The organism is Paenibacillus sp. p3-SID1389 (assembly GCF_025151705.1).
GTDB classification, from domain to species: Bacteria; Bacillota; Bacilli; order Paenibacillales; family Paenibacillaceae; genus Fontibacillus; species Fontibacillus phoenicis.
On sequence record NZ_JALXVO010000046.1, the window covers coordinates 1 to 25,660 of the forward strand.

At 53.3% G+C, this 25,660-nt stretch carries 27 protein-coding genes; 4 read left to right on the top strand and 23 right to left on the bottom strand.

Going from position 1 to position 25,660, the window contains the following annotated elements:
• From M3G15_RS16715 to M3G15_RS16730, 4 genes are all read right to left on the bottom strand, one after another.
• Positions 1-696 (bottom strand): energy-coupling factor ABC transporter ATP-binding protein (locus M3G15_RS16715; RefSeq protein WP_260071539.1); only part of this gene is annotated, 696 nt, incomplete at its 3' end.
• 1 nt (position 697) lies between these two features.
• The gene (locus M3G15_RS16720; RefSeq protein WP_009224081.1) at positions 698-1,303 is read right to left on the bottom strand and encodes an ECF transporter S component; all 606 of its coding nucleotides are present in this window, start codon (positions 1,301-1,303) and stop codon (positions 698-700) included.
• A 151-nt stretch (positions 1,304-1,454) separates the two neighbouring features.
• Positions 1,455-2,216: an energy-coupling factor transporter transmembrane component T family protein gene (locus M3G15_RS16725; RefSeq protein ID WP_260071540.1), complete on the bottom strand. Its 762-nt coding sequence runs from the start codon at positions 2,214-2,216 to the stop codon at positions 1,455-1,457.
• 2 nt (positions 2,217-2,218) lie between these two features.
• Positions 2,219-2,824 carry a GNAT family N-acetyltransferase gene (locus M3G15_RS16730; protein WP_009224079.1) on the bottom strand — a complete coding sequence of 202 codons (606 nt, stop codon included), beginning with the start codon at positions 2,822-2,824 and terminating at the stop codon, positions 2,219-2,221.
• A gap of 158 nt (positions 2,825-2,982) precedes the next feature.
• Here M3G15_RS16730 and M3G15_RS16735 point away from each other — a divergent pair, with 158 nt between their 5' ends.
• On the top strand, positions 2,983-3,936 hold the full coding sequence (locus M3G15_RS16735) for an alpha/beta hydrolase (RefSeq protein WP_009224078.1): 954 nt from the start codon (positions 2,983-2,985) through the stop codon (positions 3,934-3,936).
• On the opposite strand, the gene M3G15_RS16740 is transcribed toward M3G15_RS16735, so the two are convergent.
• A complete protein-coding gene (locus M3G15_RS16740) occupies positions 3,918-4,118 on the bottom strand; it encodes an aspartyl-phosphate phosphatase Spo0E family protein (protein WP_036644485.1) in 201 nt (66 codons plus the stop codon). The two genes, M3G15_RS16735 and M3G15_RS16740, sit on opposite strands and share 19 nt — an antisense overlap.
• A 222-nt stretch (positions 4,119-4,340) precedes the next feature.
• Here M3G15_RS16740 and M3G15_RS16745 point away from each other — a divergent pair, with 222 nt between their 5' ends.
• On the top strand, positions 4,341-4,832 hold the full coding sequence (locus M3G15_RS16745) for a GAF domain-containing protein (RefSeq protein WP_009224076.1): 492 nt from the start codon (positions 4,341-4,343) through the stop codon (positions 4,830-4,832).
• Between the two features lie 370 nt (positions 4,833-5,202).
• Here M3G15_RS16745 and M3G15_RS16750 read toward each other — a convergent pair whose 3' ends face one another.
• A complete protein-coding gene (locus M3G15_RS16750) occupies positions 5,203-7,290 on the bottom strand; it encodes an endonuclease MutS2 (protein WP_260071541.1) in 2,088 nt (695 codons plus the stop codon).
• A 590-nt stretch (positions 7,291-7,880) separates the two neighbouring features.
• On the opposite strand from M3G15_RS16750, the gene M3G15_RS16755 reads away from it, so the two are divergent.
• Complete coding sequence (locus tag M3G15_RS16755; RefSeq protein ID WP_260071542.1) at positions 7,881-9,752, top strand: LTA synthase family protein; 1,872 nt, start codon at positions 7,881-7,883, stop codon at positions 9,750-9,752.
• 80 nt (positions 9,753-9,832) lie between these two features.
• Here M3G15_RS16755 and M3G15_RS16760 read toward each other — a convergent pair whose 3' ends face one another.
• Positions 9,833-11,269 (bottom strand): MATE family efflux transporter, encoded by a 1,437-nt coding sequence (locus M3G15_RS16760; RefSeq protein WP_260071543.1) that lies wholly within the window; start codon positions 11,267-11,269, stop codon positions 9,833-9,835.
• 148 nt (positions 11,270-11,417) lie between these two features.
• On the opposite strand from M3G15_RS16760, the gene M3G15_RS16765 reads away from it, so the two are divergent.
• Positions 11,418-12,323, top strand: a complete 906-nt coding sequence (locus M3G15_RS16765) for an AraC family transcriptional regulator (RefSeq protein ID WP_009224072.1) — start codon at positions 11,418-11,420, stop codon at positions 12,321-12,323.
• A gap of 94 nt (positions 12,324-12,417) precedes the next feature.
• Here M3G15_RS16765 and M3G15_RS16770 read toward each other — a convergent pair whose 3' ends face one another.
• From M3G15_RS16770 to coxB, 16 genes are all read right to left on the bottom strand, one after another.
• Positions 12,418-13,437 (bottom strand): phosphodiester glycosidase family protein, encoded by a 1,020-nt coding sequence (locus M3G15_RS16770; RefSeq protein ID WP_397376637.1) that lies wholly within the window; start codon positions 13,435-13,437, stop codon positions 12,418-12,420.
• A 268-nt stretch (positions 13,438-13,705) separates the two neighbouring features.
• Positions 13,706-14,113 carry a rhodanese-like domain-containing protein gene (locus M3G15_RS16775; protein ID WP_232282242.1) on the bottom strand — a complete coding sequence of 136 codons (408 nt, stop codon included), beginning with the start codon at positions 14,111-14,113 and terminating at the stop codon, positions 13,706-13,708.
• 5 nt (positions 14,114-14,118) lie between these two features.
• On the bottom strand, positions 14,119-14,439 hold the full coding sequence (locus tag M3G15_RS16780) for a rhodanese-like domain-containing protein (RefSeq protein ID WP_036644481.1): 321 nt from the start codon (positions 14,437-14,439) through the stop codon (positions 14,119-14,121).
• A gap of 12 nt (positions 14,440-14,451) precedes the next feature.
• Positions 14,452-14,724, bottom strand: a complete 273-nt coding sequence (locus tag M3G15_RS16785; protein ID WP_036644478.1) for a metal-sensitive transcriptional regulator — start codon at positions 14,722-14,724, stop codon at positions 14,452-14,454.
• A 95-nt stretch (positions 14,725-14,819) separates the two neighbouring features.
• Positions 14,820-15,107 carry a hypothetical protein gene (locus tag M3G15_RS16790; protein WP_260071544.1) on the bottom strand — a complete coding sequence of 96 codons (288 nt, stop codon included), beginning with the start codon at positions 15,105-15,107 and terminating at the stop codon, positions 14,820-14,822.
• Between the two features lie 205 nt (positions 15,108-15,312).
• On the bottom strand, positions 15,313-16,596 hold the full coding sequence (locus M3G15_RS16795; protein WP_260071545.1) for an ABC transporter permease: 1,284 nt from the start codon (positions 16,594-16,596) through the stop codon (positions 15,313-15,315).
• A complete protein-coding gene (locus M3G15_RS16800; RefSeq protein WP_009224066.1) occupies positions 16,589-17,494 on the bottom strand; it encodes an ABC transporter ATP-binding protein in 906 nt (301 codons plus the stop codon). Before M3G15_RS16800 ends, M3G15_RS16795 begins: the two co-directional genes overlap by 8 nt.
• A gap of 39 nt (positions 17,495-17,533) precedes the next feature.
• Entirely contained in the window at positions 17,534-18,466 is a 933-nt protein-coding gene (locus M3G15_RS16805) for an ABC transporter ATP-binding protein (protein ID WP_260071546.1), read from the bottom strand.
• Positions 18,466-18,879, bottom strand: a complete 414-nt coding sequence (locus M3G15_RS16810; protein WP_009224064.1) for a GntR family transcriptional regulator — start codon at positions 18,877-18,879, stop codon at positions 18,466-18,468. Before M3G15_RS16810 ends, M3G15_RS16805 begins: the two co-directional genes overlap by 1 nt.
• A gap of 45 nt (positions 18,880-18,924) precedes the next feature.
• Positions 18,925-19,647: a hypothetical protein gene (locus M3G15_RS16815; RefSeq protein WP_260071547.1), complete on the bottom strand. Its 723-nt coding sequence runs from the start codon at positions 19,645-19,647 to the stop codon at positions 18,925-18,927.
• Positions 19,648-19,987: 340 nt separating this feature from the next.
• Positions 19,988-20,452, bottom strand: a complete 465-nt coding sequence (locus M3G15_RS16820; RefSeq protein WP_260071548.1) for a DUF420 domain-containing protein — start codon at positions 20,450-20,452, stop codon at positions 19,988-19,990.
• Between the two features lie 74 nt (positions 20,453-20,526).
• A complete protein-coding gene (gene ctaG, locus M3G15_RS16825; RefSeq protein WP_009224061.1) occupies positions 20,527-21,474 on the bottom strand; it encodes a cytochrome c oxidase assembly factor CtaG in 948 nt (315 codons plus the stop codon).
• A gap of 185 nt (positions 21,475-21,659) precedes the next feature.
• Complete coding sequence (locus M3G15_RS16830; RefSeq protein WP_009224060.1) at positions 21,660-21,980, bottom strand: cytochrome C oxidase subunit IV family protein; 321 nt, start codon at positions 21,978-21,980, stop codon at positions 21,660-21,662.
• A 3-nt stretch (positions 21,981-21,983) separates the two neighbouring features.
• Positions 21,984-22,610: a cytochrome (ubi)quinol oxidase subunit III gene (locus tag M3G15_RS16835; RefSeq protein ID WP_009224059.1), complete on the bottom strand. Its 627-nt coding sequence runs from the start codon at positions 22,608-22,610 to the stop codon at positions 21,984-21,986.
• Entirely contained in the window at positions 22,607-24,457 is a 1,851-nt protein-coding gene (gene ctaD, locus M3G15_RS16840) for a cytochrome c oxidase subunit I (RefSeq protein WP_050769715.1), read from the bottom strand. The genes M3G15_RS16835 and ctaD overlap by 4 nt, the downstream gene beginning before the upstream one ends.
• A 98-nt stretch (positions 24,458-24,555) precedes the next feature.
• Complete coding sequence (gene coxB, locus M3G15_RS16845; RefSeq protein ID WP_009224057.1) at positions 24,556-25,614, bottom strand: cytochrome c oxidase subunit II; 1,059 nt, start codon at positions 25,612-25,614, stop codon at positions 24,556-24,558.
• Between the last annotated feature and the right edge of the window lie 46 nt (positions 25,615-25,660).

Below are 25,660 nucleotides of genomic sequence, written 5' to 3' on the forward strand. Positions count from 1 at the left end.
GATGCGCTCCGCCGGACCGTCCAACGCGACGGTTCCGGCGTCCAACACGACGAGCCGCGGCGCAGCCAGCGCGAGCTCGTCCATCCGGCCGGACATCGTCACGATGGTCCGGCCTTCGCCGTGCAGGCGGCGCAGCAGCGCCAGCAGCCGCCGGCGCGAGGCGGCGTCGAGGCTGGCCGCCGCCTCGTCGAGCACGAGCAGCGGCGGCTCCAGCGCCAGCACCGCCGCGATCGCCGTGCGCTGTCGGCCGCCGCCGGACAGCGCGTGCACGGGCGTCAGGCGGCGAGGCGTCAACGCCACCGCCGCCAGCGCGTCCGAGACCCGCCGTTCCAGCTCGGCGGCGGGCACGCGCAGGTTCTCCGGGCCGAAGGCGACTTCGTCTTCGACCCGGCCCTGCACGAGCTGCGCGTCGGGGTCCTGGAACACGACCCCGACGCGCCGGGCGACCTCGCCGATCTCCGCTTCCGCGGGATCGACGCCGTGCACGCGCACTCGGCCCGAGCGGCTCCCTCCCCCGGCGCGGGGAAGATAACCGCTGATCAGCTGCGCCAGGGCCGATTTGCCGCTGCCGCTCGCGCCGACGACCGCCATCCACTCCCCGCGTTCCACGGTGAGCGTCACGTCGCGCAGCGCCGGGACTCCGCCGGGCTCAAACGCATAGCTGACGTCCTGCAGCTCCAATGCCGGTTCCGGCATTTTACGCCTCCGCCCGGCGGCCGACCGCGAAGCGGCGAAGCAGCCCGCTGCTAGCCAACGCATCGCCCAGCAGTTTGACCAACAGCCCGCACAGGATCATGCCGCTTAATACCCGAACGACGAGGGCGATCAGCAGAACATCCATGCCCCACTTCGTATAACCGTACATCTGGGCCGCAAAAAAGAACCACAACGGCACCATCGCCCCGCCGGTAATCAGCAGCATCGGCAAGCTCCAGTTTTTATAACGTACGAGGGCAAAAGCCGCCTCCACAATCACCAAATAACAAGCCGCAGCCACAAAGCAGGACAAAATGCCATACGCCGTTCCCATAAACGCTTGGACAACTGCACCGATACCATAGGTGATCAGGGCCGTCCCCGGTTTGCGGATAATATAATACGCCAGCAATCCGTAAATCATATACAAACCGGTGATCGTTGAGGTGAGGATCGGTCCCCCCAGCCCATTCAGCGCTTGATTCACCGGTGACAGAAACACCGTCATGACCGCGTTAGCCGCTGCCAGCATCGCCATAAGTACAATATCAAGCGTCGTAAAGCGCTGAAGCACTTTGTCGGAACTTCCTTCTTTCACTTGAACCATCCTCTCATCCATTTGAATTGTTAACCACAAGTGATAATTTAGGTTAACAATTTGTCCGCGTCAAGTCCTTTTTTTCAAATTTAACCTGAACTGCCTTATCTCTAGGGCCCGCATGCTTGTAAAAAGTGAACATCCAACAAGTCAAAATCCGTTACAGCATCCACAGGCCCGCAGTCAACACCAAGCTTGCCAGCATCGTCCATACGCCAACCGCCTTCAGCGGCACATCCCGCAAAAATGTGCGCTCCCGGTACGCACCAAAGCCCTTCACGTCCATCGCTCCTGCGGTTTGTTCCACACGCCGAATCGCTCCGGTGAACACGGTGACCAACTGCCCCCGCCACTGCGCAAGCCGTTCTGCAACCCCCCGCGGTTTGCGACCCAACCGAAGTTTACGGGCGGCTGCCGCCTGTCTTCCTTCCTCCGCAAGCAACGGCAAGAACGTCATCGCCAGCGAAACGCCAAACACAAACCGGTAAGGCAGCTTCAAACGGGTCGACATCATCACAACAAAATCCTTGGGATTCGTGGACTCGATATAAGCCAGCGAGGACAAAAACAAATTCACCAGCCGCAAAGTCACGGCGGCAGCGTCCTCAAGCGCAGTGGCCGAAATCGGCAGGAATCCCCCGCCCCCGGCACTTCCCTCCCGAAGCTGCACCGCCAGCGCGGTAACCACAAATAACGGCAGACCAAAGCCTAAGATCCAGGCGATGCGCCGCAATAACCGGGCCCAGCCAATCCCGGCCCCCAGCTTGGCCCCCGCCACCAATACCAGCAGCAAGATCACCTGCCGCTGCAGCTCGTCCCAATGCATGGCAAGCGCAGCGATACAAGCTAATGCGACCAGCTTACTGAGTGGGTCCAAGTGGTGCAGCATTCCGCCGCCGTATTTTTTTTCAGACTTCATCATCGTTAGGTTATTCCTCCCGAGTAATACTCTTTCTTCAACAAAGAATACATCAACAAATCAACAAAACCGTTCTCCGTCTTCTGATACTCCCGCAACAGCCCTTCTTCCATGAACCCAAACGCTTTCAGCAACTTGCGGGAAGCGTTGTTGCGTGGATCTACCAGCGCTTCTATCCGGTTCAGTCCCATCGTCTCGTAGCCGTACGCAAGCAGCATTCGCAGCGCCTCCGACATATACCCGTGCCCCCAATATTCCCGGCCTAGGTCATAGCCGATTTCCCCGCGATAAGCCCCGGCCAGCTCCCAAACATTAAAGCCGCAGCTGCCAATCAGCTTCTGTTCATCCTTCAGCTCAATGCCAAAACGTAGCGTATCCTCGCTCTCAGATAAACCATTCAGCAGGTTAATCATTGCCCAAGTATCCTCCACCGAGGCAAACGGCGGAAGATTCATATACTTAATGACTTCCGGATCGCTCCAATACCGAAACATCACCTCGGCATCGCTTCGCTCCATCCGCCGCAGCCTTAGCCGTTCGCTTTCCAGCACAGGAATGTCTCCGCCGCATTTGTACACGCCCGCCTTCTCCCCCTTTCCACCTGTGGTCATTAATCGCTACATCCTTTACTAGCTAATCATATCGGAATGGGCTCGTCAAAGGGACGGGGTAAATTTTCCGTATGGCGATTTTCCTTCCAACTTTTCGGTGATACTATAAAAACGTAAGAGAGCTTCACGGATAGGCTCGCAAGGAGGAACCCAGCGACATGGTATTTACGATCGTTATTTTGTTCTTCATGCTGATTGTATTGGCATTCGTAAGCGGCTTGCCGCGGTTTGCGGTGCGCCAAATCACCCAGATGCGGCTGCAGACGAACGAGAGCATTTACGAGTATTTGGAACGAACCGGGGTATTTACCCGCGACCAATTCGAACGGCTGCCCAAACGACAGGTTCAAGTCCGATCCCGAGATGGGCTGAAGCTCAACGGGTATGTTTTGGAACTGTTTCCTGGAAGCCAACGCTGGATGATCATCGTACACGGCTATACGGTTTCCTTGCTCGCCTCCACGCAATACATTGACGTGTTCCGGAAGGCAGGGTTTAACATTCTGCTGGTCGATCAACGTCGACATGGCGGCAGTGAAGGAAACTACACGACCTATGGATATCAGGAAAAATACGATGTCCAAGCCTGGGTAAACTGGATTTTGGAGAATTACGGGGAGAATAGTGTGATCGGCCTGCATGGCCAATCTTTGGGGGGTGGAACGGTGCTGGAGTATCTTGCCATCGCCCATCCGAACGTGAAATTTGTGATCGCGGACTGCCCTTACTCGGACTTGACGGAGCTCATTCGACATCAGATCACCAAGCTGAACAAGCTTCCGGCCAAACCGCTCTTGCCGCTGGTCGATAAGCTGCTGCATCGCAAAGCCGGCTTCCGGCTGCACCAGGTCAGCCCAATTAAAGCCGTTGAGAACAGCAAGCTGCCGGTGTTATTCATCCACGGTACGGAGGACAACTACGTTCCGACTTATATGAGCCGGGAAATGTACCAAGTGAAGCCTGAACCTAAAGAACTGCTGCTCGTGGAAGGCGCGGTCCATGCCAATGCCTACGGCATCAACCCGAAGCGGTATGCCGAAGTGGTACATGGCTTCATCGAGAAGGTTCTTGGCGCGGAAATGCCAGAGGCCGCTTACTTGCCGAGCATTTGACTTTGGGCCATCACGATATACTGGTCCAGGCGCTGGCTTATTTCCAGAATGGCGCCGCTGCTGAAGTTATCTTGAGTAGCGGCATTCATCAATTCCGTGCGCAGGTGCTCGATGGTCGCCTTCAAGTCGTTGCTGATTTTATTATTGGTACGGCTTGTGCCTCGGAGAGATTGAGGTACCATAAAAATCACCTTTTCATTAATCTTGTCCCTATTTTACCGCATGATGCCAAAAAACATATTTTGCAAATTTGATAAAAAATAGCACTGAGTGTCGGACTTTGTAAGATATAAACGGTTCTTCGCTCTTAGGGATGCTATCCCTCGACAAAAAACTTCTTTATAATAGTTGTATCGCTGCCGGCAACCTTATCTCGCCCGCAGTTTTTAAGGAGGGAATCATGCATGTTTCATGCCAATGAATATAGCGGTACCCGCGAAGAGCGGCAGCAAGCCGTCTTGTCGCAGCTTCAAGCGCTCATCAGCGGGGAGACTAACCAGGTAGCCAATCTAGCCAATGCGGCTGCGCTGTTGAACCATTACCTGGAGGATATCAACTGGGTCGGCTTTTACTTATACGACGGCAACGAGCTGGTGCTCGGACCGTTTCAAGGCCTGCCGGCCTGCATCCGGATCCCGCTTGGCAAAGGGGTCTGCGGCACCAGCGCAGAACGCCGCGAAACGCTGCGGGTGGAGGATGTCCACGCTTTTCCAGGCCACATTGCCTGTGATGCGGCATCCAACAGCGAGATCGTCGTACCGATCGTTAAGGAAGACCGGCTGATCGGCGTCCTGGACATCGATAGTCCGCGGAAAGGACGCTTTGACGCGGAAGACCAAGCGTTCCTCGAACAATTTGTGGCGACGCTGGCCCAGCAGCTGCCGGTTCCCGCTTAACGGGGATTACACTTCAACTGCGACTGTTACTCAGACTGGGATCCTTACCCCAACTCACTCTCACTGTAGTCGCTGCGATTCCTGCAAAAGTGCAGTTATTTTAGTCAAAATGGGAGAAAATCACGAAATTGATGCAAAAGTGCAGTTTTTTTCGCTCGAAACGCCGGATTTCCGGAAATGGGCAGAAAAAGCCTGCACTTTTGCAGTTTTTTAGCTCCAAATCGTACTTTTGACAGAAAAAACTGTACTTTTGCAGCTATCTCCCCCCTAGCGAACAAAACTAAAGCGCGAGCCTAAGGACCGAACGAAACGGACCTCTAAACTCGCGCTCTTTCATTATGCCTGACGCCTGGCTAACTACCGCGCAAAGTTAATCCTCCCCCGGTTTCTTGATAATCATCAAGCCTTCCACGTGCCGTTTGCTCATCAGCTTGCGCTTTTTCCGGTTTTCCTTCGAGTCGAACACGATATCCAAATCGTAATCCTCCGGATACAGAGACTCGCTCTTAAGATAAGGCTTTAATCGCTTATGGTTCACCTTGATTTTCTGCTTCTGCACCTGAACTAACGCCATTCCTCGCAAATCCGGCGGTTCCACGACGATACCAATCTTCCCGATGGAAGTGACGAGAACGGCGTCGCCCACCTCAAACTTGCGGGACGGCGGAAGGGCTGCTTCTCCGGTTGCCGCCTCAGCGTCAGCGGGTTTCCCGGCCCCCGTTACGGTCTCCGTTCCTCCGCCGTTCAAGCCTGCTGCTCGCTGGGGCTTCAGCTGTCCCTTAGCTCCCGAACCTTTCCCCGGCTCCCCCGCTGCTCGCGAACTCCCGGGCACAGAAGCTGCCTTATCCCGTGCATCCCGCGCAGCCGCTGATGGCTTCGCGGGTACGATCTCATCCCAACGCAGACCGCCGCTGCCAGAGCCATCGGTGGATTGCTGGCGGCTGACGATATGCTGCGAGCGTTCGATGATCCCGCCGGACATCCCCAGCTTGCGGGCGATTTCGATCGCATAACTGCGGCCGGACTGCCCGATGGTCAGGCGGTACAGCGGACGCAGCGTCTCGGCGTCGAATTCCATCCGCGCGTTCTCAAATCCCTCCGCCCGGGAAGCGAAGGTCTTGAGTTCGTTGAAATGGGTCGTGACCATTACCGTCGACCCTTTCCGGGCGAACTCCTCCAGGATCGCAATCGACAAGGCGATCCCTTCGCCTGGATCGGTGCCCGCCGCCAGCTCATCGATCAGCACCAGGGTAGCGGGGCCCGACTCTTTCAGGATTTGTACCAGCGCGCCGATCTGAGCGGAGAACGTGCTGAGTGACTGCTCCAGGTTCTGGCCGTCCCCGATGACAGCGCGGATGCCCTGGTACACCGCAAACCGGCTATCCGGCGAGACCGGCACCAGCAGACCCGATTGCACCATCAATGTCAGCAGACCAAACGTCTTCAGGACGACCGTTTTCCCGCCGGTATTGGGACCGGTGATGATCAGCGTCCGGTAATCCGTACCGATCGCCATATCCAGCGGCACCATCGTCTGCAGCAGCTTCGGATGCTTGGCGCCGCGAATCACCGTCTCTCCGGTCTCGCTGAGCTGCACCTCGGTCCCGCCGATTGCCGCAGCGTATTTTGCCTTAGCGAAAATAAAGTCATACAACCCTGTAATCTCGATATTCCGAATCAGGTCAGCCGCTTCCCGTTCGACCAATCCGGCGAGGTATCCGAGGATTTTCGCTTCCTCCCGGGCCTCTTCGCCTTGAAGCAGCTCCAGCTCGCTTTGCAAGGCTGCCACCTCCTGGGGCTCGATGAACGCGGTCTGCCCGCTGGTCGATTGGTCCAGCATACGCCCATTAACTTGCTTGTAGTAGTCTTTTTTCACCGGGATCACGTATCTGCCGCCGCGTACGCTTACGATGTTCTCCTGCAAAATCGAGGCGTGACGAGCCATAACAGCCTGAATCCGCTTCTGGATCCGCTCTTTGACGATGCTGATTTTTTTACGTATCTTCTCCAGCTCCCGGCTGGCGTCATCCATAATCACTCCGTGCCGAATACAACGGAGAATCTCCTGCTGCAGTGCAGGCAAATCCTGCAAATCGGTCGCATAAATGCCGATTCGCCAGGCCAGCTCGCCTTTGGCAGCCATATATTTCTTGAGTTGCCCGCAGCTGTGCAGGAACATCTGCACTGCCGTCAAATCCTGCTCCGTGAACAGATACCCTGTGCCCAGCAATGAGACGACCTGCTCGATCCCTTCCAGCGAAGGCAGCGGGACACTGGCTCCCTTCCTGTACAGGGCGACCGCCTCCGCCGTTTCCGCAATCGCCCGTTCGATGGCCCGCTTCTCCACCATCGGTGCGAGCTCTTCGATGCGTTTCCGTCCGGCATAAGATACCGCGTATCCCAGCAATTCCCGTTTGATGCTTTCATATTCCAATGTACTTAGCGAAAATCTCTCCAAGGGAAATCCTCCTTCAAAATGGTTGATCTTCCTTCTTTCCGGAATAAAAAAAGGCAAAGGACGCACGTATGCCATCCTTTGCCTATACTTCTCCCGCTCTCTGCCGATCCGGGTAATCAAAAAAGCCGTGCTGAAAACAGCACGGCTTGATCGTTATCAAGATAACGGCAGCTAATGGGGAGCTGCAAGATGCTTTCGCGTGTGTTCTTAACTATTCATAGACCGAAACAAGCGTACGGAAAAATACATGCGCGCTTAAAACTCAAGCGGCACGTTCCTGTACTCGTGTCTCTGTCCCTATGAAATTACTAGTTAAGAACCTTCACCGACATCAAGATCTCTCCTCTTTCGATCACGAAGCATTATTCCGAAAAGAAGGAATACGTTTAATTTACCAAAAAGGGGCGTTATCCGTCAATAATACGGCTTTCGACGCGTTGCATACGGCTTTAAGTGGAATATCTTGCTAATTGAGTGAATTGATTAATTTTATTCTTGCGGCCATTTCATGTATTATATATGGGGTGTTAAAATTGTAAACTCGGCATTAATTTCAACTAAGGAGTTTTTACGGAAAGGAAGGAAACGAAGTGTCACAGTTCAATCGCATCCGGCTCGCCAGCATCAAGCCGTTTGTCTTTTTCTCTGTCATTATGATCTTCAAGATTTATCTCGTCTGGACGGCTATCTTTGATGTAGTACCCGCTTGGGGGCCATTGTTGAAGGAAATCCCGTTTATCTGGATTTTGTTCTGCTTGATTGAATGGTTCTCCTCCAAACGTAAGATCGGCCTTTATTTAACCGTCAATTTGATCGTTACAGCCATTTTCTTCGCCGCTGTTATGTACCATAAATATTATGGGGTTATCGTGAATTACACTGCCCTGCAGCAGGTGAATCAAGTCACCGCGGTGAAGAACAGCGTGTTCTCCCTGCTGGCGCCTTATTATCTGCTGATCTTTATGGACATCGTGGTGATCGGCTTCTGGTTGTTCCGGAAGAAACGCGCCGAGAAGCTAAAAGCTTTATTTAATCTAAGAAAAGCCAGCACCGGCGTCATTACCGGAATTTTCGCCTTTTCCCTGCTGCTGTGTATCTTTAATGTATGGCCGAACCGGGCCAGCATGAATGAGATCAAACAGGCCGAGCAAATGGGCATCCTGAACTATGAAACGTACACGATTTTCTCCAGCGCCAAGAAGGAAGAACTGGTTGACAAGGACCAGATCTCGCAAGAGAAAATCAATAACCTGAAAGGCATTACCATCCCAGCGGAACCGAAATATTTTGGTGCGGCCAAAGGCAAAAACCTGATCATCATTCAGATGGAATCGTTCCAGAACTTCCTGATTGACCTGAAGATCGATGGTCAGGAAGTCACGCCAAACATGAATAAACTTGTTAAGGAAAACACCTATTTCAAGCATTTCTATCAAATGGTCGGACAAGGGAACACCTCTGATGCCGAGTTTGTTGTGAACACCTCGTTCTACATTCCGTACAATGAGGCCGCAACGCAAAACTATCCGGACAAGGATCTGCCAAGCTTGCCGAAGCTGATGCGGGATCAAGGGTATGATACGGCAACGTTCCACACGAATGTCGTTGATTTCTGGAACCGCGGCGAATTGTACAAAGCGATTGGCTTCAACCGCTATTATGACCAGAAATGGTTTGGTACCGAAGACACCGTCTTCTTTGGCCCTTCGGATGAAGTGCTCTACAAGAAGACAGCTGAAGAGCTGGATCGCATGCAGCAAACGGGACAGCCTTTCTATACTCAAGTGATCTCGATGACGGCTCACCATCCGTTTACAACACCGCATGACAAGGATAAGATTCAGTTGCCTGAACGTTACCAAGACAATATGGTTGGCGATTATTTGCGGGCGCAAAGCTATGCGGACTACGCACTCGGTCAATTTATCGAGGATCTGAAGCAAAGAGGCATCTGGGACAACAGCGTGGTTGTCATTTACGGTGACCATCTCGGCTTGCCAATGTATTCGCTAGACAAACATGGACTTGAGCTAATGAAAGAAATTTATGGCCGGGATTACAGCTATATTGATATGATCAATATCCCGCTGCTTCTTCATGTGCCGGGTACCGATATGCCAGATGTCATGGACAATGTCGGCGGCCAAGTGGATATCCTGCCGACGGTAGCCAACCTGTTTGGCATCAATCTCGATAATCATATTCATTTTGGTGAGGATTTGCTGAACCAAACATCTTACAACCTGTTACCGCAGCGTTACTATCTGCCATCCGGCTCGTTTATCAACGACCAGGCGCTGTTTATCCCAGGGGTTTGGTATGATGACGGTACGAAGTATCCGCTCCCCAAGGACGGTGTGACCCAAGCGTTAACGACGGAAAGCGAATATAACCGTGCGCTTGAACTGCTCCGTCTCAGCGACAGCTACGTGAAGCAGCTGCCTGACCGAGAGAAAGAGTAGGATATCTTGCCACAAAAAACAGAAAGAGCCGCAGGCGCCCTTCCCGGGCCGCCCTGCGGCTCATCTTTTATTCTCACACTTTATAACGCCGAAGGAGCAACTCCGTCCATCGCCTGATTTCCTTGCCCCTGGCCTTGGTCTTCCTGGGCCCATCCCCGTTCTTGAAGCAGCTCCTGCTCTTTTCTGCGCAGATACTTACGCCCTCTCCAGCGGAAGAACGAAAAGACGCCCCGAATATATTCGTCGCTGATCATACAAGCGTAAATGGCGATAATGCCCCAGCCGAGCGAAACGCCAAACAGATACGAGCAGCCGGTCGCAACGACGGACATAAAGATCAAGGAAATGATCATCGTATATCGCGTATCCCCTACCGCATTCAACGAGTTCCCGAGGGCCATGTTGATCATTTTGCCCGGCTGCAGCAACAGATTGAGCCAGAGCAATGCCGCACAGAGGGCCAAGATATCGGGATCCTGTGTAAACAATCCCAACAGCTTCGGACCAAACAGAACAAGGATAAACGCATTAACGATAACGAGCGGCAGCCCAAAGGCCAGCACGCGGTATACCGCGCGGTAAGCTTCTTTGGTTTTGCCCGCTCCGTACAGGTGAGCGATCTGGATTTGCGCCGCCATCGCCAGCGAGAAGCCGAGCATAAAGCAGAACGACTCCAGCGTATTCATATAGGTTCTGGCGGCCAACTCGGTTGCGCCAAGCATCGCCAGGAAGGAGAAAATCGCCAGCTGCGAGAACACCCAGCTCGCCGAATTGACTCCCAGCGGCCAGCCAATGACCAGAACCTCCTTAAACAGCTTGCCATCGTAGACAGACATGTCCTTGAAGCCGATCCGCCGCTGGAACGTGCCGAGGAAAATGAAGAGCAAGACAACCGTAGCGACCAAGCGGCTGATTACCGTTGAAATCGCCACGCCGGTCAGCCCCCATTGCGGAAATCCAAAGGCCCCAAAGATAAAGCAATAGTTCATCAGGATATGCAAAACGTTCATGCCCACCGCCGTGTACATCGGGCCTTTCGTATTTCCGGTGTTGCGGATCGCCGTACCCAGCAGGGAAATCATCGCGGTTAGAATCATGCCTCCGCCAACGATGGAGATGTAGATTTTGGCCAGAGGCAGCAGCTCATCCGGAAGCTGCAGCATGGTGGCGATCGGTCCCGGAACCGCAATCAGCAAAATGCTGAGAACAAGACCAATCCCAGCCGTCACCTTGAAAGCGATAATCGCGACGGTTCGCGCATCCTCTTCGCGGCCCGAACCGATCTTCTGGGCGATGACAATCCCCGCCCCGCTAGCGACAGTTGCAAACAGCGTCGTCAGCGCATTAAACAGCTGGTTCGAGAACCCCACGACCGCCACCGCATTGTCGGAAATGCGGCTAACCATCAGCGTATCGACTGTCCCCAGCAAAATTTGCAGGAACAACTCGATAAAGATGGGCCATGCGAGCAGCCAGAGAGAGAACTTATTCTTCTCGCCGCCATTGACTTTCTTCATTATTACAACCTCCTGGAGATTGGAGAATCCCGTTGATTCCCTGTCATCGTGTTAGCATGAAACACATTATAGATGGTAACGCCGTTTTGATGTATCATTGAATCAACTCAATTTTTCAATATTCCAACCTAAGAGGAGTGGGTATCCTTTGCCTCCCATCATTGAATTTACCGCGCCTCCACTTCCCCATTACATCGTCAGCGGCTCGGCGGTGATCCCGGTCGGCGGCAAGCATCCCAGCCGGCAAAATATCGGGGCCTTCGACCTGCTGGTCGTCGAGTACGGATGTTTATATATCAGCGAGGAAGGCCGCGATTACGAGGTGACCGCCGGACACTCGCTCATTCTCCGCCCGGACTGTTATCACTATGCGCTGGAAGGCTGCCGGGAAGATACGCTGCACCATTGGCTGCATTTTCAACTCTTGGGCGATTGGCGTGTAGTTGAGGAGGAGGAATACCGGCATTGCGGATGCAGCCTGACGGATCAGGGCACCCCTGGCTCGATTTCCCTGCCGCCGTTCACGGCGACGTCATATACAGTCCCCCTTCCCCAATATGCGAAGCTGGCCCAGCCGCAGAAAATGATCGCGCTGCTGAAGGAACTGACGGATTTGAACCGCGATATCCATTTGGACAGCGTCCGGTTGCGCCAGCAAGCTCTATTTCAAAACGTGATCGTTGAGCTGTCGGCTTTGTCGACCAATACGGGACTCTCTCCGCAGTCGGCCTGCGCCGAAAAGGCAGCCTCCTATTTGCGTGAGCATTATGACGAGCCTTTCTCTGCGCAAAAGCTTGGGGAGAGCATCAATTTCCATCCGGTCTATATCGCCCGCTGTATGCAGAAGGTGTTTGGCTGTTCGCCCGCCGTCTACTTGCAACGGCTGCGTATCCAGCAGGCCAAGCTGCTGCTTCTGCAAACCGATCTGACCATCGAGCGGATCGCCGAGCAGGTGGGCTTTAATCAGGCCGCTTATTTCACCGCTTGCTTCAGCAAGACCGAAGGCATGTCCCCGCGAAAATATCGTCAACGCTTCACTTGGAGCAAGGACTGATCGATTTACTTCATACAAAGAGGCCGGGCAAAAGGGGATAATTCCCTCTGCCCGGCCTCTCCTTCTATTTCGTCACCAGGAACCGCTAACTTCATCACTTCTTCCCGGGATCAATGTCCTGCGGACGCAAACCTTCCCAAATGTTCGGGATGTTCACTTTGGACGGATCCTCAAAGACGAGAAACGCGGTTGGCAAATAACGTTCTCCGTATTCGGACGAAGGCTTGTTAACGATCTCCCCGCCTTCCTTGACCAATACGGTTGACGACCCGCCGTCCAAATTGGCAGCGATCACCGCGCCGCGTTCCAGCATGATCTGCTGAACATCGTACAGGCTGGCGCCGATGCTGTATCCCGGCTGACGTCCGTCGATGACGACGAACAGGATCGCGCCGTCTTCGCGCTGCCCCATGGCCGTCCGCGGTGCGATGCCCCAGCCTTCTTTTTGACTGCGGATCTGTCCTTTGCCGTTTACGATAATTCGCGGTTGAAACGTCACCGCTTCCTGAATGCCCAGCTTGTCCAATTCCTCCAGCGTATATTTACCAGCGATCATTTTGCCTTGCTTGTCCAGGCCAACGATCTGCGTCGCTGCCCCTGAACTGATGCCGTTGTAATACAGCTTCCCTCGGGAAATGACCACCCCAATCGGCTTGAAGCCGTTGCCCTTCCAGTTCGGGTCGGCAAAGCCGCCGCCGTTCACACCGGCAAGGGCACCGGTCCGCGCCACCATGCTGGAGACCTTTTCTCCTTTGCCTCGTTTCGCTGGAACTCCTAAACGGATTTTGGTCGGGTCGTTTACAGTTAACACGTACCCGTGATAGCTTTTGCCGGAGATCTCTTCAATTTCAATCAGCGGCTTCTCCGCTTGTGTGTCTTCTTTATCATCCGGGTCGGGTAAGTCAATCGTATGGGTGTCCTTCTCCGTCCCCATTTCCTCGAATTGAGCCTGGTAAGCGGCGACCCGTTTGTCCAGCTCAGCTTGTCCGATGATATATTTGGCCCAATGGCGATGCTGCGTCGTAATCAGCGTATCGGCCATTAAATAGCGCATATTGTTCCCAGACGGGGTAAAGAACAACCAGAATAAGGCCGCCGTCCCGATCAGCATCATCGTGAGGATCAGCCGGGATAACAGATAGAAAAATCCACGCTTCCGCCGTTTCTTGGCGGACGTACGCTTCTTAGCCCCCGTTGCCCGCTTTGCCGACGCGGGGCTTGTCCGGCTCGCGCGGCTGGGTAATGTAGGCGTTGGCATGATGCTTGTCTCTCCCCTGCTCTCTAATATACTTGCTGTACATTAAACGTTCATGTTGTCTGAAAGTTTCATTTTCGCAAGTAGACCCATGATCGCTTCACTGTACACCAAAAACCCGCCTGCATCAACAGGCGGGTTCTTTCTCTAAACAATGCTGCCGCGAAGCTCCTTCCCGGCAAGCTTCGCCGCGCAAGGCGTAAAGCTGCCGGAAGCCTCGTCTGCGTAAGATTCGTGCTGCTTTTATCACCGCAGACCGACGGTCCGCGACAATCAGAACAGGGTCCGAAGACGAAAGCTCCTTCGCCCATACAAAAGGTAATCGACCTAACGAAATGTTGATCGCTCCGTTCAGGTGGCATTCTTCATAATAAGACGCGTCCCGGACATCCAGTATCTTCGTCTGCGGCGGCAGGTCGAACCCGCATAAGGCCCTCTCCTCCACGAACTTTAGGCCCGAGACAGGCCATACCAACCGCAGTACATATCCGATTATCCAGGCGGCAAGCAATATTCCTCCTGCCATGGTCAGCATGTCGCTCACTCCACTTCATCCTGCCAGGCCAGCATTCCGCCGGTCATGTTGACCACACGGTAGCCTCTTTCACTGAGCAGCTCACACGCCAGACTGCTCCGCCCGCCGCTGCGGCAGACGACGATCAGCTCTTCCTCCGGATCCAGCTCCACAAATCGCTCTGGCAGCTGCCCCAACGGAATATGTTTAGCCCCTGAAATATGGCCTTCGGCCCACTCAAGCGGCTCGCGTACATCCAGCACATGAACCTGTTCGCCCCGTTTCATTCGCATGACGAGCTCGGCCGGAGTTATTTCCTTTTCTGGCTGAAACGCCACCGTGATCATCTCCTTTTCGAATTACCGGCTCTTAACCAGCAGCTCTACCGCTTCCTTCACCAAATGGGCGGTGTCTCCCCCTTGGGCCTGCTCCTCCAAAATACACTGCTGCAGGTTATCCGCAACGATTTGGGCCAAAGCCTTATCCGCAGCACTCCGCACTGCAGATAGCTGGCACACCACTTCCTTGCATGGCTTCCCTTCCTCCATCATGCGAAGCACCCCGCGCACCTGACCTTCGATTCGTTTCAATCTGCGTTTGACTTCTTCTGCATAGTGATGTTCTTCGGACATGTCGTGCACTCCTTTCAATTATCCCTCGTGCCTGACATCGCATTATTACATCATACCCCCACGGGTATATATTTTAGTTAATAATCCCCCTATCGTCAAACCGAACATGCCCTAAAAACAGCCCAGCCCGCGCCTTCGTAAACGAGGGTGCGGGCCGCCGTCGTATCTGCTGCGTTATCGTTTGTCCCCGTCTCCTGATCCGAAGCGGCCGCGTTATTTCCCGATTCGGAATTTGCCGATGTCTGGTCACTGACCCCTGACGTATTCGTCGTCGTATTTTGCTCTTGTGGTGCTCCACTTAACGATTTATTGCCGCATGCGCTCAGCATCAATACCGCTGCCAGGGCTGCCATCAAAAGTACCAGTGTTTTATTAGGGTTCATAGTGAAGCTGCACAAAATCCCGATTCAAAATCGCGATGCTGGCGTCATGCCGGTTCATGTATTCGCCTAACAGCCGGGATACTCGATGGTCCCGCGAGCTTCTGGAGCATTACGCACCATAACTCCGCGCAAACAAGAAAAGCCTTGATAGACGAGAGTACGTCTACCAAGGCTTAATACACTTTGATTGCTTAGCGCAGTTAATCTAGATCTTATAAGCCTTCATCGCTTTGCGCAGCTCTTTGAAGGTCGGACGTTTACCGTACAGCAGGACGCCGGTGCGGTAAATCTTCGCCGACAACCAGCCGAACACGAAGATGGCAATAGCCAGGACGATCAGCGAAGCCGCGATTTCCCAGACCGGCGGCTCCCCGATGCCGATCCGCACGATCATCGAGACCGGCGAAACGAACGGGATGAAGGAGCTGACCTTCATCAGCAGCGAGTCTGCCGTGCTCAAGCTGAAGATCCCGATATAGAACGCCGCCAGCGACAGCATCGTAATTGGCATCACCGCTTGCCCCAGCTCCTCGGTCCGGCTGACCAGCGAGCCGATCGCGGCAAACAGCGTCGCATACAGGAAGTAACCCAAGATGTAGAAAATCAGGCCAAGCACTAACACTTCTACGCGGATGTCGGACAGATGCAAATTGAAATCCGCCAACACCGGCTGGTTATACGGCAGCGAGATATTGATCGCAATCACCCCGGCAAAAACGGCGATTTGCAGCAGCCCGATAAAAAACATCCCGATAATCTTCCCGAACATTTGCGCCAGCGGTGATACGCTGGTGATGAGAATTTCCATAATGCGCGAGCTTTTCTCTGCGGTGACTTCGGCCGAGATCATATTGCCCGTCATCATAATGGTCATGAAGAACAAGATGATGAGCACATACACGATAACGTAATTAATCGCCCCCATCGCTTTCGCCTGATGACCCGATTCCTCAGCGCCGGATTCCGGTGAAGCCTTCACCGCATCGATTTGGACCGGCGCGCTTAACGCGGCGATCTGCTCCTCAGTCAGCATGCCTTTCGTGATATACTCCGCCTTAACGTTCTGCAGTGCTGCCTGCAGCGCATTTTGCAGTCCCATTCCCAAGCTGTCTTTTTTCGAGGTATAGGTCACCGCTGGGAAGACCCCGCCATCTCCTTCGGCAAATTGCAAATAACCATCAATTTCCCCGGCTTCAATCGCCGCTAGCAGTTTCGCGTTGTCCGCTTGTTCATAAGGAACCAGCGTGTAACCTGCCGCCGGCTGCTTCTCCGTGTAGGCTTCAAGTGACTTCGCCAGCTCCGGCTGCCCTTCGTACACAATGCCGATCTTCGTCGGTTGATCCTCCCCGCCGGTAAATTTATCGATAAAATAAGGCACATGCAGCCCGATCGTCACCAGCAGCGCCAACACGAGCGTCGTAATGATAAATGATTTCGTTCGAACTTTATTCATGAACGTAAAGCCAACGACCGTCCCCATTTTATTCATTGGATTCACCTACCTCTTTAATGAAGATCTGATTCAGCGTAGGCTCCTTAATCTCGAAATGCTCCACTTCGCTGACTTCCATCGCTCTACGCAAAATCTCTTGCGCCGCCGATACCTGCGAGATCCGCACCAGATAGCCGCGTTCTTTCCGCTCAACCTTCTCCACGCCCGCGATCCGCTCGAGTCCCGTTACTTCTCCCGCTGTATGCAAGAGCACTTCTTCGCGTGGATAACGTTTTTTGATCTCCTGCAAATTGCCCTGCAGCACCGTATTCGAACGGTGCAAAATCGTGATGTTACGGCACAGCTCCTCTACATGCTCCATCCGGTGGGTGGAGAACAGAATGCTGGTGCCTTGATCGCGCAGCTCCTTCACCGTCGCCTTCAGCAGCTCGACGTTAACCGGGTCCAAGCCGCTAAACGCTTCGTCCATGATGACGATTTTCGGTTTATGGACGACCGCGGCGATAAAGCCCATTTTTTGCTGGTTGCCTTTGGACAGTTCCTCGATTTTCTTATCGTAGTATTCCGGCACTTCAAACCGTTCAAGCCAATACTTCAAGCTCTTGTCGGCCTCCGCCGCAGACATGCCGCGCAAGCGGGCCAGGTAGATGATTTGGTCGCTGACCTTCACCTTCGGGTACAAGCCGCGTTCCTCCGGCAGATAACCCATTTGCGATTGCAGCTCCCGGCTGTAAGGCTTACCGTTGTACAAGATCTGCCCGCCATCCGGATAGATCAAACCCAGCACCATCCGCATCGTTGTCGTCTTCCCGGCACCGTTGGCGCCAAGCAAACCGTAAATCTCGCCTTCCTCTACCTGGAGCGAAATGTTGTTGACAGCCGTTTTCTCGCCAAACTGCTTCATTACGTTGTCCAGTACCAATGGTTTCGCCATATTCCCTCTCCTTCTTCACTACGAAAATGATTCATGCCATTAAACCAATGCCGCTGTGGATGTGGATACCAGCTTCGCCGGTGAATGCCCTTGAATCCATAGCTGCAAAATTTCATCTAACTCCAAGCTGCGGGTCTGGATCACCTGCAGGCCTTTCGCCGCGAGACTCCGCTGCAGTTCTCCTTCATGCTGCTCCTGGACGACCAGCTTCGTCACCTGCGGTCCATCGACGCGAAGAATCGTTCCCTCGGGCAAATCGCTTGGCGAGCAGTCGCTGCTGCGGATCCAGATCTCCTTCCAGCTGCTGAACAGCTGATCCTTCTCGGCTATCCCGAGTACCTGCCCCTGGTGGATTAAAGCAATGTAGTCAGCCAGCCGCTTGACTTCCTCCACGATATGGGTCGCGATCAAAATCGTCATGTCCTCGCCTGCCATAAAGTCCCGGAGCTCGTCGATCATGCCCTTCCAAGCGAAGGGATCCAGCCCCGAGGAGGGCTCGTCGAGCAGCAGCAGTTTCGGCCGGGCAGCCAGCGCTGCCGCAATCTCGAATTTACGTCGCTCTCCTTTGGACATCCGGTTTAACCGTTCATTTCTTGGGACCTCAAACCGATTCATGAGATCCTCAAAGAGTTTCTCATCCCAAGTCGGATACCATTGCGACCGGAATTCAGCTGCGCGCTCGGCGGTCATATAATTTTCTTCCGGTTCTGGTGCTTCCGGGACATATCCGATTTGTTGGCGCAGCTCAAGCGGCAATTCGCCGGAGAACGACTGTCCAAACCAACGAATCTCCCCCGCATCCGGCCGCAGCGTTTGCTGAATGAATTGCATCATCGTGCTTTTTCCAGAGCCGTTAGGTCCAACCAGAGCCACGATATACCCCTTCGGTACTTGTAAATGCAACGGCCCGATCGTTTTACGGCGGCCCTGCTTCAGCGCTCCAATCAGCTCAATCGCCATCGGTTGTGCCATTAATCCGCCCCCTCCTTGTCTTGATTTGAGTTATATTTCTGTTGCATGACCTGCAAAAAAAGCTGCTTTAACTCTTCCGCCTCGTATTGCATCGATTTCCCGGTATCCACCGCCTTCTCCAGCGCTTCCTTCACAACTGCGGTGCGGTATTCATCACGTTCGTCCGCGCTGACCTTGGCGACAAACGTACCTGTTCCCTGCCGCGTCCGAAGCAATCCCTCGGCCTCTAAATCTTGATAAACCCGGCGTACCGTAATGACGCTGCAGTTTAAGGCGCCGGCAAATTCCCGAATCGAAGGCAGCAACGTACCTTCTTCGATTTGGCCGCTGACGATCAGGGAGCGAAGCTGCGACTCTATTTGATGATAAAGCGGCGCAGCGCTATTTTCGTTGATTTGAATGGGAATCCACACCTTTCTTGCTCACCTCCGCCTTACTCCCGTATTTCCGTGCCATCTTTAGGCCAAATCCCGCTGCAGCAGTTTTCGCCGCGTCAACGATAACAGGTAAGTGAATCCGAGACCGCCGATAGCTAAGGAGCACCACATCACTGGTGACAAGATCACGTAACGCCGGGAGCTTTCCAAGATGAACGCCAGCAGGTTGAAGTCAAGCAAATTCATAACCAAAGCGGCTCCCCCCAACACCAGCATGAGCAGGAACGTTAACCCTAAATAAACTTTGCCGCTCGTCAGAAGCTCGCAAAAGATGAACAACCCGTTGATCAGTAAGCTGTACCCGGTCCAAGTGAAGCAAAACACGAGAAAGGCTCCAAAATCCCACATCATACTATTCATCAGATACGTGACCAGATAAAGGCCGCCGTAAAACAATATGCCGTTCAGCAGCATCGCCGCCCCTAACTGGATCAGCCTGCTTCTCAGCACCGTCCGCAAGGAAATCGGCAACACGCGATAATATCGCAGCATTTGGGTATACGAATTTTCCCGAATATAGTTAAATGACCGCCGGGTAAAAAAGAACCCTGTGAACGGAACGATCATCAGCATCATGAAATCGCCCATCGGATTCATCACGTACTCGGCTTCCTCCCGGGTTCCGATGAAGATGCCGAGCATCAGCGAAATGTACAGCATAAAGATGACGTTCCAAATGAGATAGAGCCGATCGTTTCGCAAATCTTTTTTGAAGATCGCCCAAGCACCCTTCCAACTATCCATCGTCTATCCACCTCTTTTCAATCCCATCGTCGTCCTTCGTTCGTGATTGATGTTCGTCGACAGGGTGTGATAATCACTGTGCTTACTGTTTATATCTTTATACACAGTATAATCTGTGCTCATTTTCGTGTCAATGCTCCTTCCACCCGCATAAGAAAAACGCCTATCGACGTATATTCTAGGAAGACAGACCGCGGTTAGCGGTAGTTTTTCTTGCGATATCAGGATGCCAATGCCCCGAAGTTTATACTTTCTGATATCTTAAAAAAAAGCCAACAGCGCGATTCTTCACGAATCGGCCATTGGCCTTTGATAGGATCCAGTCCAAACTAACGATCATTTACATTCCCAAAATGACTTCCCACACCGGCTTCGTATGGCCGCCCGGATACAACATATACAGCAGCACATAAACGACTACGCCGGTAATCGCCGTGCAGAACCAGATGACCGAGGTGACTCGTCCCCATTTGCGGTGTTTGGCGTATTTCTCCTTGAAGCCAAGCACCAGCGTGGTGATGCCAAATACGGCCGCAACGGTTGCCAGGACGATATGGAAGGCGAGGAACGTCTGATAATAGCCTTTGAGGCTATCTGGTCCGCCCCATGAGGTATTGCCGATAAATACGGTCCGCGACATATAGATCAGGAAGAACAGAAGCGCAGCGACGGCCGCAGCAATCATCGTCCTCTTGTGAGCTTCCCGTTTCCCTTTAATGATGAGCCCCCAACCGATCGCTACCAGCACGGCACTAATGACGATAAACGATGTGCTGAGCGTCGGAAATAACGTGAACAGATCCAATTTGCATCCTCCTAAACGTTTTGTGAGGTAACCTTCTGACCCCAATTCGCAGGCCGGACTCCCATCCCACAGATTTAAGATCCGGTCTGAGGCGGGGGTGGATTCAGCGAAGAGTTAGACAACGCAGCTCCCTCCGCTTCTTCCTCGTCGTTCTCGCGGTTTTCCTGCTTGTACCAATGGTAAAACACGTACGCCAGCATCGACGCAAAGATGAATTCCTGAATGAATTTCATCAGGATTCCACCGACCTGCTGATCGATGTTGGGCTGCAGGTAGCCAAAAAATTGCGGGCCGCCGAACTGACGAAGCAGCTGCGCCGGGTCGCCGGCAACGCAATAACCCATCGCCCGCGCCCAGACAGCCGGATCGCTGTAAGTCGCGTACAGCGGCTCGTCCGCAAAGATGATCAAGCCGCAGGCTGGCGTGAGCAGCACCATGTTGAGGAAGATAAAGCCCATCTTCTTGAGCCCCTGAACCCCTGCCCGCTCGGGCAGCGGATTCACCAGCGTCCACCACATGAGAACTGCCGCGATAAACAATACGACATAGTACAGGCGATGCACCCCGAAATGAAGCATCACATAATCATGCACGACCGGCAGATGATAAAACGAAAACAACCCGTTAAACACCACAGCTGCCACCACCGGGCGAGCCAGAAACTTCAGTGCCCTGAGCGGGCTTGAAGCCAGAAACGCCGTCACACGGCGCCAAACCCAAGGGGGAAGCCCCAGCATTAACAGCGGCGGCGCCAACAGATAGGACATCGCCATGCTGAGCATATGGAAGCTGAACATCATATGGCCGAGCAGTTCCACCGGGCCGCCTTGAGCCAGATAGAGCAGCAGCATCCCGGTGACGAACAACACTTTCCGTCTCGCTGGAACGTGGACTTCACCCTCTGCCCATTTCTCAGCTCCCGGCCCAATTAACACGAAATATCCGGCCGTGACCAGCAGCATGAAAGCCAAAAATACCGGGCTCCAGACCGCTGTGAAATTAAAATATTCTAACCCCAGCACGGCAAACCCTCCTTCCGCAGCGCGCTTAGTTCTGTCCAAATTGTGAACAAGGGGGCAAATACGACAAAAACGGTGACAGCATCCCAAGCGGGAAGGTACCGTTTTTGTGCCATACATATCCTAACTGTGCAGATGAACTCGCAAAAGAGGGGGCCCGCCAACGGCGAAAGCCTCCTCTTCTCCCTTTACCACCACATCCAATATAAAGCGGCAATAATCGCGGTAAATGCGACGAAAAATCCGCCGGCCATGAAGAGGATCGGGATCAAATGCCCCTTATCCTTCATGTGCATCCAGTAACCCAGTTGAACCAGCACCTGCAGTACCGCCATCACCAGCAGCAAAATGACGGTGAACGCGGTATTCACTCCGCCGGCCGCAACCGCTGCAAAAGCGATCAGGGTCAGAACGATGGAGAAAATAAACGCGATAATATGTTTCTCCGGACCTTCATGCCGCTGACGGTGCTTTACCGCCGGCGAACCGTTTGATTCCTGATTGACCATCCGTTAGACCACCTTTCCGAGCAGGTAGACAACCGTGAAAATGAACACCCAGACAACGTCGATGAAGTGCCAGTAAATGGCCGACACGTAAATCTTCGGTGCCGTGACAACGGTCAGACCTTTTTTAAAGAGTTGCCCGATGAGCAGGGAAATCCACAAAATCCCGAACAACACGTGCGCGCCGTGGAAGCCAACCAGCGTATAGAACGCCGAACTGAACGCACTTGTTGTCATGCCGTAGTCTTCATGCAGGACATACTCAGCAAACTCATAAATCTCCAGCACAAGGAAGGCCAGGCCAAGCAGAACAGTTACAGCCAACCAGCCTGCCAGCTTGCCTTTGTCTCCCCGGTGCATCGCCTGAATGGCGAACACACTCGTCAAACTGCTGACCAAGAGGATAAAGGTTGCAGCGGCCGTGATCCCCAAGTTAAACAGCTCACTTGCGGACGGGCCATCCGCGATTTGATTCCGCAATGTCAGGAAGGTTGCAAACAAGGTACCAAACAGGACGGCCTCGCCTCCGAGAAACAACCAGAAGCCCAAAATTTTATTACGGCCTTCCAGCGTCGCCTTCTCCGGTTCGTGCGGCAGCGTACCTGCTACATGCGATGTGTTTGGCGTACTCATGCTTTGACCTCCTTCCCATTCAGTTCATCCGGTTCGATGTGCCAGCCGTGATCGTCAAACAAGGAACGGAGCAGCATCGACAAGAACGTGATCGCCAAGCCGAGCCCTACTACGATGTAATTGTTGAACAGGAAGTTCATCGCACCGTTACCAAAATCGTCGTTAGCGAACATAAAGCCCAGACCGGCAATAAACAAACCTACCGACATGATAAATGGAAGAATCGTCGGCGAAGGCATATGAATCGGACCAACCGGCTCAGCCGGCGTCATTTCTTTGTTGCCAGCCATCTTCTCTTTCCAGAAAGCATCAATCCCGCGAACCAGCGGAATTTGCTTGAAGTTGTATTCTTCCGGTGGAGAAGCAATCGACCATTCCAGCGTCCGTCCGTCTTCCCAGACATCGCCCGGAACGCCTTTTGGTTGTCTCGCCGTAATCGCAATATTCACCAGGAACAAGATGACCCCGACGCCCATCAAGAACGCGCCGATCGTACTGATCAAGTTCAACAGGTCAAAGCCTTGGTTCGGCAAATACGTAAATACACGGCGTTGCATCCCAAGCAAGCCAAGGAAATGCTGTACGAAGAACGTCATATGGAAGCCAATAATAAAGGTCCAGAACTCCCATTTGCCAAGCTTCTCATTCAGGACGCGGCCAAACATCTTCGGCCACCAGTAATGCAGTCCGGCGAACAAGCCCAGAACCAGACCGCCTACGATAACGTAGTGGAAATGCGCTACTACGAAGTAAGTATCATGATATTGATAGTCTGCCGGCGCCGAAGCCAGCATTACCCCGGTAACCCCGCCCATAACGAACGTCGGGATAAAACCGGAAGCGAACAGGTTGGCCGTCGTAAAGCGGATTTGACCGCCCCACATCGTAAACAACCAGTTGAAGATTTTGATCCCCGTCGGAACAGCGATCAGCATCGTAGCGATGGAGAACAGCGCATTGGCCACCGGCCCCATCCCTGTCGTAAACATATGGTGCGCCCAAACCATGAAGCCCAGGAAGGCGATCAGGATCGTAGCGAACACCATCGAGCTATAACCGAACAACCGCTTACGCGAGAACGTACTAACAACTTCGGAGATAACCCCAAACGCTGGCAAAATCAAAATGTAAACCTCGGGGTGTCCGAAAATCCAGAAAATATGCTGCCACAACACCGGGTTACCGCCGCTTTCTACATTAAAGAAGTTCGCGCCGAGAATCCGGTCGAACGTCAACAGCACCAGACCTACCGTGATCGCCGGGAAAGCGAACAGGATCATCGCGGACGTCACGAACGTCGTCCAAGTAAACATCGGCATCCGCATAAAAGACATCCCCGGCGCGCGCATCGTAATGATCGTCGCTAGGAAGTTAATACCGCCGATCAGTGTCCCTAGACCAGCAATCTGCAAGCCGATCGTGTAGAAGTCAACCCCATGCGTCAAGCTGTACGTCGTACTCGACAGCGGCGTGTACGAGGTCCAACCCGCATCCGGTGCACCGCCCATCACCCAGCTCAGGTTCAGCAGCAGTCCACCGAACAGGAATGTCCAAAATCCGAGAGCGTTCAAGAAAGGGAACGCCACATCCCGAGCCCCGATTTGCAGCGGAATCACCGCGTTCATCAGGGCGAAGATAACCGGCATAACGCCAAGGAAAATCATCGTTGTGCCGTGCATCGTAATCAATTCGTTAAATTGCTGTGCCGTAACAAAATCATTCATCGGTTTTGCCAGCTGCACGCGGATCAGCAATGCTTCGATACCGCCGATCCCAAAGAACAAACCGCCCGCCACTAAATACAAAATGGCGATTTTCTTGTGATCGACCGTCGTCAACCAGTCCATTAACCCCTTGTGCCGCTTGACAGTGTGAGCATGAGCCAAGGTTTGTACCCCCTCTTTTAATTCCTATCCATCCATGCCGTCCATAGAGGCACGCAAGATTAATAAGATAATTTGCTGTTAGCCAAGTAGTCGGCGATGGCTTCGATTTCAGCATCCGTTAATCCGAGATCTTCCTTCGGACTTGGCATTTTGTTGCCCGGTTTTACCTTTTGCGGATCCATCAGCCATTCCACCAAATTATCCTTAACCGGTTTGCCGTCGATCGGTTTGCCGGACGCTTCTGCATTATGTAAAATGCTCGCAACCGTCTCTCTGCTGCCGATCCCCGTCAGGTTTGGTCCAACTGGTCCGCCTTGGTCACCGATAGCGTGGCAGCTCAAGCATTGCGTCTTAAATACTTCCGCAACGGCTGGATCCTGAATCGTTTGTACTGGCGCCTTCATCGCTTCAACCCAACGGTCAAAGGACTCTGGGCTAACCGCCTTGACTTTAAACTCCATGAAAGCATGGGATTTCCCGCACAGCTCGGCGCACTTCCCGAGGTAAACCCCTTCGTTCGTGGCTTCCAGCCAAGCTTTATTAATCGTTCCGTCCGTATTCGTATCCGTTTTGCCGGCGAGTGAAGGCACCCAGAAGGAGTGCAGCACGTCCGCTGTCTTCAGCTCAAGCGCAATCTTCTTGCCCGTAGGGATAATCATATCCTGGGCGGTCGTAATGCCGTAATCCGGATAGGTGAACTCCCACCAGAACAAATGCGAAGTGACTTTGATCTTCACCGCATTGGCATCCTTCGAGTAATCCTCGCCAAAAGCAAATACTTTCTGTACCGTTGCAACCGCCAGAATCAGTACCAGAACCAACGGAATCGCAGTCCAGATGATCTCCAGCTTATGGTTGCCTTCAACTTGCTTTGGAATGTCGTTTTGCCCCGGTTTACGGCGATACTTGATCCACACGTAAGCCGCGATCCCGAATACGATCAGCATGACAACTATCATGATCGTAATCGACAGTTTAATTAATCCGAGCTGCCCTTCAGCTACTGGACCCTGTGGTCTGAGCACGGACAGGTCTTCACGGCCGCATGCGGACAAGAGCAACGCTAGCATGGCAAACAAAGGTACTAGCCGCTTAACAGCCTTCCAAGGTTTCATCATTGATCTACCCCACTTCTTACGTTTTCTTCCGCAGCATCACAGAGAT